The 15,091-nt window shown below is 55.4% G+C and carries 14 protein-coding genes; 10 read left to right on the top strand and 4 right to left on the bottom strand.

Annotated elements, in window-relative coordinates; all coding sequences use genetic code 11:
• A partial coding sequence (locus H573_RS0114320; protein ID WP_027874861.1) for an IS3 family transposase occupies window positions 1-297 on the top strand: 297 nt, incomplete at its 5' end.
• 145 nt (window positions 298-442) lie between these two features.
• Window positions 443-1,225, top strand: a complete 783-nt coding sequence (locus H573_RS18445) for an alpha/beta hydrolase family protein (protein ID WP_205618946.1) — start codon at window positions 443-445, stop codon at window positions 1,223-1,225.
• 175 nt (window positions 1,226-1,400) lie between these two features.
• On the opposite strand, the gene H573_RS19395 is transcribed toward H573_RS18445, so the two are convergent.
• Both H573_RS19395 and pyk read right to left on the bottom strand, forming a co-directional pair.
• Complete coding sequence (locus H573_RS19395; RefSeq protein ID WP_084498100.1) at window positions 1,401-1,532, bottom strand: type II toxin-antitoxin system YoeB family toxin; 132 nt, start codon at window positions 1,530-1,532, stop codon at window positions 1,401-1,403.
• Window positions 1,533-1,643: 111 nt separating this feature from the next.
• Window positions 1,644-3,077 carry a pyruvate kinase gene (gene pyk, locus H573_RS0114310; protein ID WP_027874860.1) on the bottom strand — a complete coding sequence of 478 codons (1,434 nt, stop codon included), beginning with the start codon at window positions 3,075-3,077 and terminating at the stop codon, window positions 1,644-1,646.
• A gap of 256 nt (window positions 3,078-3,333) precedes the next feature.
• Here pyk and H573_RS0114305 point away from each other — a divergent pair, with 256 nt between their 5' ends.
• The 7 genes from H573_RS0114305 to H573_RS0114275 all read left to right on the top strand — a co-directional run bounded on the left by H573_RS0114305 (window position 3,334) and on the right by H573_RS0114275 (window position 11,758).
• Window positions 3,334-4,080, top strand: coding sequence for a FadR/GntR family transcriptional regulator (locus tag H573_RS0114305; protein WP_027874859.1), 747 nt, complete (start codon window positions 3,334-3,336; stop codon window positions 4,078-4,080).
• An 11-nt stretch (window positions 4,081-4,091) separates the two neighbouring features.
• Entirely contained in the window at window positions 4,092-4,784 is a 693-nt protein-coding gene (locus H573_RS0114300) for a sterol desaturase family protein (RefSeq protein WP_051171338.1), read from the top strand.
• Between the two features lie 60 nt (window positions 4,785-4,844).
• Complete coding sequence (locus tag H573_RS0114295) at window positions 4,845-7,409, top strand: TonB-dependent receptor (protein WP_027874857.1); 2,565 nt, start codon at window positions 4,845-4,847, stop codon at window positions 7,407-7,409.
• Window positions 7,381-8,142: an START domain-containing protein gene (locus tag H573_RS0114290; protein WP_084498097.1), complete on the top strand. Its 762-nt coding sequence runs from the start codon at window positions 7,381-7,383 to the stop codon at window positions 8,140-8,142. The genes H573_RS0114295 and H573_RS0114290 overlap by 29 nt, the downstream gene beginning before the upstream one ends.
• Entirely contained in the window at window positions 8,142-8,741 is a 600-nt protein-coding gene (locus H573_RS18440) for a YqaA family protein (protein ID WP_051171337.1), read from the top strand. The genes H573_RS0114290 and H573_RS18440 overlap by 1 nt, the downstream gene beginning before the upstream one ends.
• A 196-nt stretch (window positions 8,742-8,937) precedes the next feature.
• The gene (locus H573_RS0114280; RefSeq protein WP_027874855.1) at window positions 8,938-9,471 is read left to right on the top strand and encodes a (2Fe-2S)-binding protein; all 534 of its coding nucleotides are present in this window, start codon (window positions 8,938-8,940) and stop codon (window positions 9,469-9,471) included.
• A gap of 1 nt (window position 9,472) precedes the next feature.
• The gene (locus tag H573_RS0114275; protein WP_027874854.1) at window positions 9,473-11,758 is read left to right on the top strand and encodes a xanthine dehydrogenase family protein molybdopterin-binding subunit; all 2,286 of its coding nucleotides are present in this window, start codon (window positions 9,473-9,475) and stop codon (window positions 11,756-11,758) included.
• An 84-nt stretch (window positions 11,759-11,842) separates the two neighbouring features.
• Here the strand turns inward: H573_RS0114275 and H573_RS0114270 are convergent, their stop codons facing one another.
• Window positions 11,843-12,088, bottom strand: coding sequence for a DUF5062 family protein (locus tag H573_RS0114270; RefSeq protein ID WP_036256911.1), 246 nt, complete (start codon window positions 12,086-12,088; stop codon window positions 11,843-11,845).
• A gap of 190 nt (window positions 12,089-12,278) precedes the next feature.
• On the opposite strand from H573_RS0114270, the gene H573_RS0114265 reads away from it, so the two are divergent.
• Entirely contained in the window at window positions 12,279-13,286 is a 1,008-nt protein-coding gene (locus H573_RS0114265; RefSeq protein WP_027874852.1) for a 2-hydroxyacid dehydrogenase, read from the top strand.
• 20 nt (window positions 13,287-13,306) lie between these two features.
• On the opposite strand, the gene H573_RS18435 is transcribed toward H573_RS0114265, so the two are convergent.
• Window positions 13,307-15,064 (bottom strand): SulP family inorganic anion transporter, encoded by a 1,758-nt coding sequence (locus tag H573_RS18435; protein WP_036256955.1) that lies wholly within the window; start codon window positions 15,062-15,064, stop codon window positions 13,307-13,309.
• Window positions 15,065-15,091 lie beyond the last annotated feature (27 nt).

Genomic DNA, 15,091 nt, shown 5'->3' with positions numbered 1-15,091 from the left:
CAATACACAAGCCATGACTGGAGCGAGTTTCTCAGAGAGCATGGCTTGGAGGGGAGCATGAGCCGCCGAGGCAACTGCCACGACAACGCGGTTGCGGAAAGCTTCTTCCAGTTACTAAAGCGAGAACGAATAAAGCGCAAAATATACGCGACACGAGATGCAGCAAGGAGCGATATATTTGATTACATCGAGATGTTCTACAACACAAAACGACAGCATGGTTCCAACAGTGGGCTGTCGCCTGTAGATTATGAGCGTCAGTATTTAAAAGAGGCTGAAAAGCGTCTAGTGAACTAGTGGCGATTCAAAGTTGTGAAAGTCCTCAGGCTCTGGAGCCACTACGAATAACGCATGGGTCTCCGTTTTTGCTGCACTATTTCTATACCGCTTCGCGGATAAACAAATGCGGAAATACGCCGTGTTGCTCAAAGTGATGTAAAAGATGACGTTTCGATTTATCTGTGCAGTGTTAGTGTTTCTGACTCATGCCGCGTATGCAGAAAGCATTCGCGACTATGTAATGGGTCGAGAAGATGGTTCGACCATCCATTATTACATTCTGCAACCTTCCACCGCGTCAGCGAGCGATACCTTATTGCTGATCCTCCAAGGTTCTGATTGCAACAGTGTTCTGCAGGTGGAGGCAATATTTTCCGACTACCGAAACGTATGGCCGGAAGCGGATGTTCTGCTGATTGAAAAATACGGTATTGATAAGACGCTGAATTTTAGCGCGGATGTGGAGCGTAGCGATTGCCCTTCCCAGCATTTGAAAAATGATAGCCCGCAACAGCGCGTGGCTGACATTGAGGCGGTTCTCGCTACCGTAAGGCAGCGTGGTCGATACCCGAACCTGATTGTGCTCGGTGGTAGCGAGGGTGCTGCGGTCGCAAACATGGTGGCGGCAAAGGTTGATGAGGTAAGTGCTACGGTGGCGTTCAACGGTGGCGGGCGCTGGTTTATTGATGATGTGATTCACAGCATCGCGGCAAGTGCGGAAGATAGCGCCGATGTCGAAGAGGCGATTAACAGCTTTAGAGGGTTTTCGCGTCATATCCTGAATAGTCCGCCATCTGACCTTGTGGTGAGTGGCCATGGTTACAAGTGGTGGAACGAGATGCTGTCTCTGGATCAGCTGACGCTTCTCGATGAGGTCGATACCCCTTTGCTGATCGTTCAGGGGGGAGGGATTTATCGGTATCGCCTAAGAAGGTGGATGAGTTAGTGGCTGCTCTCAGCAAGGTTGGAAAAAATAATATTGAATATCGAAAGTACGAGGAGCTGGATCATCGCCTCGGCGATCCTCACGGAGTCAGTCAGCGAGGTGCTGTGGTGCAGGATATCCATCACTGGTTACGGTCTAACTTTCGGGAGAAAGGCCACAGAGATTAACTGCTGAGTTAATAGTGGTAGCGGAGCTGGGTAATTACGGGCGAGCCCTGTTGAATTTTATAAACTATTCGGTGCTCATCGTTATTCCTTCGAGAGCAATATCCTGATAAAGCATGTTCGAGCGCCTTGGGCTTTCCTATGCCTTCCCTGCAAAAATTAAGCTCACTACATCAATTCCTTTTCCTGCCTTTTGTCATCCTTTAGTTCGGCAGCCGCCTCAGTCAGCCGCCGGGTATTTTGGGGCCTTCTAATTACGCATGATCAATTTCATAGCGCGCTACCAAATCGCCGAGCTGACGGATTTGAATGGCCTCGATGCCGTGGCTGGAAAGGGCATCTGAGATCACCACCACTTTATCGGTTTCGCTGAATTCGTCGCGGCTCATCATTATGTGGGCGGCGTTGGCGAGTGTTTTCTCTGGGTCGGAGCTGAAGTTGATGCGGTAGCTAAGCACGTTGCGGTTTAACACCAGCTTGCGTCGGGTGCGACTGTCGTTAGTAAACGCGCAGATGATGGAGCTTTGGGGGTGGCAGTTGGTGACCAGGCTGGCCATCAGCCCGCGCCGTGTCGGCACAACAATCGCCTTGGCTTGAATGGACTCAGCCAGCTTCACCGCGGCGGCGGCAATTTCCTGCTTGTCGTTGTCCATGATCAGTTCATCGCTAAAGCGAAGACCGCGATTCTTCTCAATGGAGCGGGCAATGCGGTCCAACACTTCCACGCATTTCACCGGGTATTTGCCCACGGTGGTTTCCCCCGACAGCATAATGGCGTCGGCCTCTTCGTACACGGCGTTGGCGACATCGGTGACTTCGGCGCGGGTGGGCATGGGGTTTTCGATCATCGACTCCAGCATGTGAGTGGCAACAATCACGCGGCGGCCGTATTTCGCGCACTGGGAAATAATTTGCCGCTGCACAATGGGCAGTTCCTCAAAGGGAATTTCCACACCCAGGTCGCCTCGGGCGACCATCACACCGGCGGCTTCTTGAATAATGGCGTCGAGGTTTTTAACGCCTTCCTGGTCTTCGATTTTGGCGATAATTTTTATCTTATCGACCTTGTCGCCCAGCAGGGTTTTCAACTCCCGTATGTCGTCGGCGCTGCGCACGAATGACAGGGCGATGAAGTCCACCTCTTGCTCCATGGCAAACAAAATGTCGCGGCGGTCTTTCTCGGTAATGGCGGGCAGGTTAACGCGAATACCGGGCAGGTTAACGTGGCGCTTGCTCTTTAATACGCCGCCGTCGATCACCCGGCACTGCATGGTGCGCTGTTCCTTGCTGAGCACTTCCAGGTTGATCAGGCCGTTGTCGACGGTGATTTTGTCGCCAATATTCACGTCGTTGATCAGGTCTTCGTAATTGATCTGGATCGAGCTGGCCTCGACATCGGCCTCGCCCCGCGCGACCACCGAAATCACATCGCCGGTTTTCAGGCTGAGTTCGTTATTGATATCGCCGGTGCGAATCTCCGGCCCCTGTGTGTCGATCAGCACCGCGACCGGGTGGTGGAGTTTGCGGTTGAGGGTCTTGATGGACTTAATAATTTGCGCGCAGCTGTCGTGTTCACCGTGGGACATATTCAGGCGCACGATATTCATCCCGGCGTCGGCCAGTTTGTGCAGTGACTCGTAGTCGCTGGTTGCTGGCCCAATGGTGCAGATGATCTTCGTTTTGCGCATAGCTTGCCTGCTGTTTGATTGTCTATGCAGTGATTATGGCAAAAAACGCCGTGGGCGAAAGGCTACTTTAGGCGTGTTTATTGATGGATGTGTCGGTTTTCTCGAATCGCGATCAGTGCCTGAACCGTGTCGGGGTGGTGGCGAGTGTCTTGATCGTAAGGTAGCAGCTCGGGTTTGCACTTTTGCGCATAAATGGCAATTTGCGCAATAACAGGTCCACTGGTAGGATAAGTTACCTCAAGGGAGAGCGGCAGCTATGTTCAAGGCTATTCAGAAGCGGTCTGTATCGGATGAAGTGTTCGACCAATTGCGTAATCGCATCGTTTATCAGGAGCTGAAAGCCGGTGAGGAATTGCCCTCGGAGCGGCTGCTGTCTGAAATGCTGGGGGTGAGCCGCAATGCCGTTCGCGAAGCGATCAAGCGCCTGCAACAGGCCCGCTTGGTTGAGGTGAAGCACGGCGGCATGACAACGGTGCTGGACTACCGCAGGGAGGCCAGTGCCGACTTGCTCCCCAGTTTGTTGTTTGACCAGGACGGGCAAATTCAGGTCGATGCGGCGCGCAGCATTGTGCGGATGCGCCAGGTCCTGTCTCCGGCGATTGCCGCCGATGCAGCAGTGAATGGCGGCGCAGCCACCGCTGATCGTTTGGATGCCTTGGTCGATGACATGGTGGCGGCAGTGGCTCCCGTCGACTTGCAGCGCCTCGCCTTTGAATTTTGGGAGGTGCTGGTTGATGGCAGCGGCAATATCGCCTACCGCCTGGCCTTCAACTCGCTGCGCAAAACCTACGAGCCGCTATGGGAGCTATTGACCCAGATGCTGGATCGAGACCTTCGCAAATTGGAGTCATTCCGTACTCTCGCGATGCTGGTGCGTGAGGGGAAGCGTGACGAGGCGGCAGAGTGCGCACGAGACTATATCGATGGCAGCAGTGACGCCATTAACCAGTTTCTAAATCTGTACGAGCAACACACGCAAAATCAATTAAATAATAATGCGTAGAGGACAGTCCCATGACGAGCAGCGTTCAATCATCTGGCGGCGTGACCCAACCGGCTAACCCGGCAACGGCCAGCGACTTTTTTAAAGCCTTTTATGGCCATATGAGCCCGATAATTCTAACGACTCTGGCGCTGGGCTTTACCGGCTTTCGGGTTTACCTCGGCAACTGGAGCTATGCGGACCTAATCGCACCGCTGTGCATTCTCGCTTTCTGGCCGATACAGGAATGGCTGATTCACGCTTACATTCTGCATTCCAAGCCGCGTAAAATTTTTGGCAAAACGATCGACCTCAGCGTGGGCCGCTCCCACCGTGCCCACCATGTGAATCCCTCGGACCTCAGTGATATCACCATCAATAAAGAGGTGTTCCCCACCGTGGTGCCGGTGCTGATTGCGCTTGCCTATCTGTTGTTGCCGAGCACCGAACTGGCAACCGGTGCCCTGGCCATGTTTTTTACTTTGGCGCTGCACTATGAGTTTTGTCACTTCATGGGCCATACCACTTGGTGCATGCCAGTGAATTACTACCGTCGCCGCCAGCGCATGCACCGCCTGCATCACTACCGCGACGAAAAGTTATGGTGGGGTGTTTCAACCGGGCTGGGCGATTGGCTGTTGGGGACGGCGCCTGATCTGAAAGCCGTAGATAAGTCGCCAACGGTACACAATGTTCACGGGCTGCTCTCGGACGAACAGCGCTGAACACGATTGTTTCGAGCGTCAAAAGTATAAGTACAATAATAAGCAGTAGGGGAAGCGTAAATGTTAGTCGACACGCAAGGGTGTTTCAGCGCGCTCAATCACTTTCTATTCAAACGGAGCAGACCCTGCGTACAACCGCTGCTTCTGGCGAGCGCGCTGGCGGTTCCTGCTTTGGGTTTGGCTGCGCCGACCGCTAACGCTGAGGTTGGCGCCGAGGAGCAACCGGCTAAGCGACAGCGCAATGCCCTTGAAGAAGTTGTCGTTACGGCGCAGAAGCGAGAGGAAGACATCCAGTCTGTACCGCTATCTGTTACCGCGATTAGTGGCGATGATATTGTCGACAAAAACATGGCCGATATGAATGAAGTGGCCGTGTACGTGCCCAACCTGGATGTACTGGCAACACCCTCATTTCCCAGTATTTATATGCGCGGTTTGGGGTCGAGCTATAACCGGGGTTTTGAACAATCTGTAGCATTGCTGATCGACGATGTTTACTACGGTCGCGCTTCATATATTAATCAGGCCACCATGGACCTGGCGGCGATTGAAGTGCTGCGCGGCCCGCAGGGCACACTGTTTGGTAAAAACGCCTCGGCCGGCGCGATACATTTTCGCACGGCTATGCCCGAGCCTGAATTTGGTTTTAAGGGCGATGTGCTACTGGGCGACCTGGACCAGCAGCGCGTTCGATTGATGGCCACAGGGCCTGTAACGGATTCGCTCAGGTGGCGAGTCGCGCTGATGAGCCAGCTCCGCGATGGCAGTGTTTACAACACCACGGCAGAGATCGATGAAGAGAATATCGATACCCAAAATGCGCGCTTGCGCGTTGTATGGGATGCCTCCGAGGACTTGACCATTGGCCTGACGCTGAACGCGGCACTTATTCGCCAGCACGGTGAGGGCAGTCAGCTTATTCGCGCGCGCGACCGCCATCTGGCAGCCATGCAGGTGTTTGACCCGGAGACCTCAGCAGACCCCTTCGACGAGCGAACAGCGAAAGATACGCAGGGTCGTGTAGTGCGCGATGCCTATGATGTCACGCTGAAAGCCGACAGGAGTTTCGGCAATGACTATCTGCTTACCAGTATTACCAACTACACCTGGCTGGATGAAGAGGTGAGGTTGGATGCCGACTTTTCGCCGATTCCTTTTCTGATCCTCGATAACAACGAAGTGCTGGAGCAGTACAGTCAGGAATTTCGCATCACCTCACCACCGGGCGAGGTTGAATTTGTCGGTGGAGTGTTTTTCATGAAGTCGGACTTACAGGCCGACTACAACATCCAACAATTTCTGCTGCTGAACGAGTTGCTGCAGGTTACCGGGGAAGGCGAGCGCATGGCATGCTTGCAATCGCCTGACCCGGAAGCTTGCCAGGATCAGGTGCTCAATGATGCCAACAGTGGCCAGTTGGCAGGTCAATTGATCCAGGCGCGACAAACATTGGCCGGTGGCCCGTCACCTATCGAAACGGCGTTAACGCGCTTCGATCAGGTCACTGACAGCGCGGCTTTGTTCGGGCAGGTCACCTGGCATTTCACCGAGCGCTGGTCGGCCACCTTTGGTGGGCGTTTAAATTATGAAAACAAAACCCTCGATACCCGCCACCGGCTGGTTAATAACGTCACCGGCGGTGAGGGGAATGCCGTTATTTCTGGCGCGGCGTGCAACCAGCTGCTGCCCGTGGATTTGCCTGGGCTTGGCGGCATCCCGTCGCCAGCGGGTTATTGCCTCGGCCCGAACCCTCAAGGGGCGACTATCTTCCCAGTGATTATTGCGGGGGATACACAGTTTGAAGCCGAGCGTGAACGCGAAACCTTTAACTTCATTCCCAAATTCTCTGTGAAGTATGACTTCGCTGATGCGGCAATGGCGTATTTCACGGCTGCCAAGGGGTATAAGTCTGGTGGCTTCACCGGTCAGCCAAGCAACGACATAAACCTGGAGTTTGACGACGAAACCGCGCTGACCTACGAGCTGGGCGCTAAAACCGAATGGTTGGGCGGCGCGGCGCGTTTGAATGCGTCGCTGTTTTATACCGACTTTCGCGACCTTCAGGTCTCGACCTTCAACGGCGTGGCCTATGTGGTGGAAAACGCGGCATCAGCAACGATCTACGGTTTGGAATACGAGGGCATGTTGATGACGCCCTACGGCATCCTGCTCGGCCTGAATGGCGCCTTCACGGAGTCGGAATATTCTGAATTTAGTCAGGCCGCCTGCACGGCTGAAAATACCAACCCACCGCCGTGTGACCTCACCGGCCGACGCCTGCGGTTGGTGCCGGAAATCAAGTCCACCCTTACGGCGGGCTGGCAGGGGCAGCCCTTCAACTGGCCCTTCCTGACGCTGGCAGGCATTACCGCGAGCTACTCATCCGAGGTGGCCTTGGCCACTGACCTCGACCCCATTGATACGCGAATATCTGGTACCACCTACGGTGTGCGGCTTGGCCTCAAGTCGATGAACGACACTTGGCATATTAGCTTTTTCGGCGACAACGTTACCGGCCGTGAATCGCTGGCGGCCGCTCAGGACACACCGGGTTTCCGGGGCACTCACTTTGGTGGGGCATATGTAGATACAACCTATGAAGTTGAACTTGGCTACCGTTTCTAAACGCCGCGTGCAGTCCTGCGGAGCGGCTCGTCAGCTGCTTCGTTGCGCCGCAATAGTGACTTTCTTCGTCCCGCTCAGTTTGTGGGGTGGGGAAACCATGACGGTGTGGCGGGTTGATAAGTACGAGGACGGTATCAAAGTCTCCAGTCGCGAGATTCACGGCTCGGCAACGCGAGAGGTAAAAGCCGAAGTTGAAATTAATGCGCCCTTCGACAAAGCCTTCGCCCTGTTACTTGACGCCAGTCAGCGGCCGCGCTGGGATAAGGTGTGCGCCGAGGCATCGGTATATAAAAAACTGTCGGAAAGCGAAGACATTATCTATGTGGTTAATGACTTGCCCTGGCCGGTTAGCGACAGAGACATGCTGCTGCGCCGACAGTGGTCGGTTGCCCCCGATGGTTCACAGGCGCGCATTCGTTCGCTCTCAGATAACACCATACGTTTAAAAGTTGATGGCCGCGTGCGCGTGGAAAAAGCCGAGGGAACATGGACCTTGGTACGCACAGGTTCTTCCAGCGTTAGCCTAAGCACGGTCATCCACGCCGAACCGGGTGGGCCGATCCCAGGCTGGCTTATAAATGCACTTTCGGTAAATGGGCCCTACAACGCCTTGCACAGTCTTCGCCAAATTCTTGAGTCTGAAAATCAGGCATTGGCGGCAAGTAGCGATCATTATAAAAATCGAAAATCGCAGCATAGTTATCATGTTGGCCGGCCAGAAGAGGCGGAGTGATGAGGGGCACACAAAAGCCATTTCCGCTCGATCAGCGCGGTGAACTTTATACTCTGATTACTGTGAATGTGCTGAAAGCCTTGATGGTGATGGCGGTACTCGTTGGGCTGCTTTGGTTAGTAAGGCCGTATCTCGCGGTATGTCAGGAAGGCCTGTGGATTTTTATTGAACAGCGCTTGCCGCCGGCCTATGTCTTCCCGCTGTTTTATGTTTCTGAATCCATTCTGGGTATGTTGCCGCCCGATCTGTTTATGCTGTGGGCAAAGTCCCGCTTTCCGGAAATACCCTACCTAATGGTGAGCATACTCGCGGCTATCTCTTACCTGGGTGGTATTACGGCGTACGGCATTGGCAGTCGCCTTGAACATATTCCCTCTGTGCACCGCTACTTGTTTGACCGCCATGCTGAGCACGTCGAGTTTATGAAAAAATGGGGCGGTGTCTTCATCGTCATCGCTGCGCTATTGCCTATTCCGTTTGCTCTAGCGAGCACCATTGCCGGGATGATCGAGTACCCCTTCCGAACTTTCCTATTGATCAGCTTAACCCGCTTTTTGCGTTTCTACGCCTACGCCCTGGTGCTGTTCAACATCCTTTAAGCGCTGAGTTCGCATCGCCCTTTTGCAGACGTGGCGAACCTGCCACCACCGAGAGTCTATTCGCCCCGCAATGGGGTGGCACGCAATGGCTGAGCCTGTGGTATCCCGAGAATGAGTCCGTCTGTGCTGAGTTGGGTAGATCTGTCAGATGTAGCTACACTGGGAGGCAGGTTTTGCTACGACACGGGTGAAATGGATGACGACTTTTACATTGAACGGCAAGAAGATGTCCTCAGATGCGCCGGGAGATACTCCCTTACTTTGGGTTATTCGCGACGAGTTTGGGCTAAAAGGGACCAAGTTTGGTTGTGGTATCGCGATGTGTGGCGCCTGCACGGTGCACATGAACGGCAACCCTATGCGTTCGTGCTCGCTGCCGCTAAGTGCGGTAAACAATGCAGATATTCGTACCATTGAGGGCTTGGAGGGTAGCCACCCCTTGCAGCAGGCTTGGGTGGAAGAGCAGGTGCCGCAATGTGGTTACTGCCAGTCTGGTCAGATCATGCAGGCGGCGGCGCTATTAGCGAACAAGGCGAACCCCTCAGACGAGGAGATTGTGCAGCATATGTCGGGCAATCTCTGTCGGTGCATGTCATATGTGCGCATTAAGCGGGCGATAAAAAAGGTTGCCCAGAGCAGTGATAGCACTATTCAAATTTACGACCCTAAGCGCAACACCGTGGTGGGCAGCGCGGCGGCTCAAGCGTCTGAAAAGCAGGGGGTAAGTTGAGATGTCACGAATAAAAAATGCCAAAAGCGCGGGTGTGAATCGCCGTCAGTTTCTCATTGGATCGGCGGGGGCGGGTGTAATGCTGGCCTTTGCGCCACTCTTGCCCGCGTGCAGTGCGGATTCGGCGTCCGAGCGCCTGAATAAAAAGCGTTTTAACCCCACTATCTGGTTTGAGATCGACCAAAGTGGCGCCATTTTAGTGAATGTAACCCGTGCGGAGATGGGGCAGCACGTGGGCACAGCGCTGGCGCGTATCGTGGCCGATGAACTGGGCGCCGATTGGAATAGGGTGAGCTTTAATCACGTGGATACCGACCCCAAGTGGGGGTATATGGTGACGGGCGGCTCCTGGTCGGTATTTCAGTCGTATGTGCCGATGTCGCAAGCCGGTGCTGCGGGTAGAGAGGCGCTGATTGAAGCGGCTGCCGAGCTGCTTGGCGTGGCAGCGAAAGACTGCCGCACGGAAAACAGCCAAGTGATTTGTGGCAGCCAGCGTTTGGATTTTGCCGATATTGTGAAGCGCGGCAAGATTGATAAAACCTACAGCGAAGACCAGCTCGCCAAATTCTCTCCGAAAAAACCTGACAACCGCCAGTTAATTGCCAAGCCGAGTCGGGCCTTGGATATCCCGGTGAAAACGACCGGTGAGGCGCAGTATGGTATCGACGTTGAGTTGGAAGGAATGATCTACGCGCGCCCCCTCATTCCGCCAACCCGCTACGGTTCGACGGTGTTGAATGTTGATGACAGCGGCGCGAAAGCCGTGAAGGGGTATTTGGGCTACGAGGTGCTCAGTGATCCCAGTGATATTTTGCAGGGCTGGGTCTCTGTGTTGGCCGACAGCTACTACGGCGCGGTTAAAGCTGCCGATGCGATCAAAGTGGAATACCGCGCGGGGGAAACGGCCAATGTCAGCGAAGAGGATCTTATCGCTGAAGGTGAGAAGTTAGTCGCCGATAAAACAGCGGGTGGCTTGTTTGTCGATCATGGAGATATCGACGCGGCGGCGCAGCGCTCGGAAAAATCCATTGAAGGCAGCTATCGAACCGCATCGGCACTGCATTTTGCATTAGAGCCCGTCAATGCTGCGGTGGACTTTAAAGATGGCGTTTGCCACGTGTATACGGGCAACCAATGGCAGTCATTGTTCTTGCCGGTGGTGGCTAAGGCAGTCGGCCTCGGCGAAGACAACGTGGTGATCCATCAGCACTATCTCGGTGGTGGTTTTGGCCGGAGGTTAGCGGGCGATTATATGGTGCCTGCCGCGCTTACTGCTAAGGCGACCGGTAAGCCGGTTAAGTTAGTATTTACCCGTGAGGATGACTCTCGCTTTGACTGCATTCGCTCACCGTCTGTGCAGCACTTTACGGCCTATTGGGGTGGCGAGGGTGATCTGCTGGGCATCGAGCACGCCGCCGCGGCAGGCTGGCCAACACTCACCATGGCGCCCGGGTTCATGCCCGATAGCGTCGATAAGAAAACCAAAGTCGATAGTTTTTCTATCAGCGGCGCCGATCATTGGTACAGTCTCGACCATCACCGCGTGCGGGCCATCAATAACCCCTTGGCACAAAAGACCTTTGTACCGGGATGGCTGCGTGCCGTGGGGCCGGGCTGGATAGGCTGGGGGGTTGAGTCTTTTATGGATGAGGTCGCCCACGCCCAGGGCGAAGATCCCGCTGAATTCCGGCTGAGCTTGCTCGACGCTAAGGGCAAGAATGCCGGCAACGCGCCGGAGGCGGTCGGTGGCGCTAAGCGGCTGGCCAATGTCTTGCGCGAAACTACTCGCAAGGCGGGCTGGGGTCGGAAGCTACCGGCCAACGAGGGCCTGGGTGTGGCCGTTGCCGCCGGGCAGGAGCGCACCATGCCCACATGGAGCGCCTGCGTGGCCCACGTTAAAGTGGACCCCGAATCGGGGCAGGTTACGGTGCTTAAGCTCACCAGTGTTATGGACTGCGGAACCGTGGTGCACCCCGACGGCGCCCTGGCGCAAACTGAAGGTGCCATGTTGTGGGGCCTGAGTTTGGCCTTGCATGAGGGCACGGCAATTAAAGATGGCCAGGTCGCTGACAACAACCTCAATAGCTATCAACCCTTGCGTATGAAGGATGTTCCAGACATGGATATCAGCTTTGTACAAAACACGGAGTTTCCCACTGGGCTCGGCGAGCCGGGTTTGATTGCGGTGGCTCCGGCAATTGGCAATGCCATTTTTAACGCGGTGGGTGCGCGCTTGCGGAACTTGCCAATTCGTCCCGCGGATGTCAAAGCGGCGATGCAGGCATAGCTGGCTGCGCGGCGGGACAGTCTGGCCGCCGCGCGCCCGTTTTGTAACGGTATTTGTCGCCATGGCGGGCAAATCGCATCCGGCTCAGGCCTTTTTATCCAGCGATTTTGCCCACAGTGCCAAGCGGTGGCGAATGCTTTGCTGGGATACTTGTAGCTCGGGCATGGGTTGGATGAGTTTGTCGCGCACTAACAGGCGGTAGATAAATTCCAGTCGTTCGTTGCTAGAGTCGCCGTCTTCAAACTGGGCGGCGCCGCGCTTCTCTGCGTAGGCGCTGCCAATATTGATGGCCTTTCTTACCCACTCTTTCTCGTTATCGATTTTTTTCATTGGTCGTTTCCCCGCGCGCAAAGTGAAAGCGCTGCACTCAAGGTACAGCAGAAACGCCAGGCATTGCGACAGGAATACAGAAATAAGGCACCACTCATTCGCCACAAGGGGTTTTCCCCATCCGCCGAGCCGCTTGCTACACTCAATGGGGTGGGGAGACGTTGACTTAAGGCCGCGCTGAGGAGATGAAATGCGAGTCGCGATATTTGGTGCTAAGGATTACGACCGCGAGTTTCTCGGTCAGGCCAATGCACCCCACGGGCATACACTGGCGTTTTTCGATGCCCACCTGGGTGCGGCAACAGCGAGTTTGGCCAAGGGCTTTGATGCGGTCTGCGCCTTTGTAAACGATGAGTTGGGCGATGACTGTTTGGCGGAGCTGGCTGCGCTGGGCATTCATACGGTGGCGCTGCGTTGCGCGGGCTTTAACAATGTCGATCTCGATGCCGCAGCGGCCCACGGCATTACCGTAGTCCGTGTGCCCAGGTACTCGCCGGAAGGTGTAGCGGAGCACGCGGTGGCCTTAATTCTGGCGCTTAACCGTAAAATTTATCGTTCATACAACCGCGTTCGCGAGGGTAATTTTTCATTGGAAGGGTTGCTGGGCTTTAACCTGCACGGTAAGACGGTGGGGGTGATTGGTACCGGCAATATTGGCGAAGCCTTTTGCACGATTATGCGCGGCTTTGGTTGTACGGTGATTGCCGCCGACCCTTTTCCCAATGAGCGCTGTATTCGCCTTGGCGTGGAATACACCGAGCTGGACGAGCTGCTAACGCGCGCGGATATTATCAGCCTCCACTGCCCGCTCACCCCTGACACTCATCACCTGATAGATGAAAACGCGATTGCCAAAATGAAACCGGGTGTGATGCTGGTTAATACCAGCCGCGGCGCACTGGTGGATACCGTTGCGGTGATCGCCGCGCTCAAGACGATGAAAATCGGCTATCTGGGACTGGATGTGTACGAAGAAGAGGGCGATATGTTTTTCGAGGATCTGTCGGGCAAGATTATTACCGACGATGTGTTCTCGCGCCTGCTGACCTTCCCCAATGTACTCATTACCGGCCATCAGGGCTTTTTTAGTGCCGAGGCGCTGGCGAGCATTGCCGCCACCACACTGCAAAACCTCAGCGATGTGGAGCAGGGAAAGGCCTGCAACAATGAAATTTCAGCCGCGCAGCTACGGGGCTGAATTACCTTTTCCCTGAGGACTTAGATATCCCAGTTTTCGGTGTTATCGGCCTTGTGTTGGTTCATTTCTTCAACAATGCCGGTAACGGCCAGGTGCTGCGACAACCACACTTTGCCGGTAAGTTGCTTGAGGAAGTGGGTCTTACACAGCACATCCATCACCGGCCCTTTCAGCTCAGATAAGTGCAGAGCAATATTGCGCTCGCCCAAACGCTCGTTGATCGCTTCCAGTGCCTCCAGTGCGCTGAGGTCTACCTCGTTCACGGCGGTGCACATCAGCACCACGTGGCGGGTGTGTGGGTAGTCCTCCAGCAGGGCGTAGATGCGATCTTCAATAAAGCTGGCATTGGCAAAATACAGGCTTTCGTCAATGCGCAGCGACAGGATCTCGTCGTGGGTAATCACCGAGTGGCGGTTGATGTTGCGGTAGTGCTCGGTGCCCGGCACCTCACCGACCACGGCCATATGGGGCTTGGAGGTTTTGTATAGGTGCAGGGCTAACGAGGCGAATACCCCGCAGGCAACGCCGCTTTCAACACCGGCCACTAAGGTGACGAACAGGGTGCTGGCAACGGCGATAAAGTCGGAATAGCCGTAGTCCCAGGTCTTTTTCAAAATCGATAAATCGACCAGTGACAGAACGGCAACGATGATGGTTGCCGCCAGCGTCGCCTTGGGAAGGTAAGCCAGATACGGCGTGAAGAAGATTGCCGCCAGCCCGATGCCGATGGCGGTAAACATACCCGCTGCGGGGGTTTCTGCGCCGGCATCGAAATTCACCACCGAGCGTGCAAAGCCGCCGGTAACGGGGTAGCCGCCCGATACCGACGAAGCGATATTGGCAGCGCCGAGGCCGATGAGTTCTTGGTTGGGGCTGATCTTCTGGCGCTTTTTCGCAGCCAGGGTGTGGCCCACCGACACTGACTCCACAAAGCCAATGACCGAGATGAAAATCGCCGAGATCAGCAGTTCCTGCCAGGCCTCGTGGTGCAGTGGTGGCAGGCGCAGGGCGGGTAGGCCGCTGGGCACATCGCCGACCAGTGCCACGTTCTTTGCGCCGAGGTCGAAGGCGACAGCGGCAACACTGGTCATCACCACGCCAACTACGGGGCCTGCTTTACTGACCATGGCGGCGGCAAAGGGCGACAGACCGGCTTTTTCCAGCAGTGGTTGCAGGCCTTTGCGCACCCAGAATAAAAAGATCAGCACCGGCAAACCGACCGCTAAGGTGTAGAGGTTGGTATGGCTGGCGTGCTCGGCAAGACTGAGCAAAATTTCATAGAGGTTGTGGCCGTGGGCGTGCACACCCAGCAGGTGGCGAAGCTGACTGACGGCGATAATAATGCCCGAGGCAGTAATAAAACCGGCGATCACTGGGTGGGACAGAAAGTTGGCGAGAAAACCCATTCGCAGCACACCCATCAGCAGCAGGAACGCCCCGGAGAACAGCGCCAGCAGTACGGCAGCATCGAGGTAGCCCATGCTGCCGACCTCGGCAATGCGGCCGACGGCGCTGGCCGTCATCAGCGATACCACGGCCACCGGGCCCACCGACAAACTGCGGCTGCTGCCTAACAAGCCGTAGGCGATGAGCGGCAGCATACTGGCGTAGAGACCAACCTCGGGAGGCAAGCCAGCGAGCAGGGCGTAAGCCAGTGACTGCGGGATAAGCATGATCGTCACGATGACGGCCGCCAGCAGGTCGGAGGCGAGCTGCCCGCGGTTGTATTGCTTTCCCCATTCCAGGATGGGTAAGTATTGGCTGAGTACGCCTTTCAAAATGCTGTCCTCTCCAGTTGCCGCTGC

It is taken from the genome of Neomelitea salexigens DSM 19753, from assembly GCF_000422345.1.
Taxonomy (GTDB): Bacteria; Pseudomonadota; Gammaproteobacteria; order Pseudomonadales; family Spongiibacteraceae; genus Spongiibacter; species Spongiibacter marinus_A.
The sequence above is the reverse complement of the archived record's forward strand: the minus strand, read 5'-3'. Positions and strand labels throughout refer to the sequence as shown.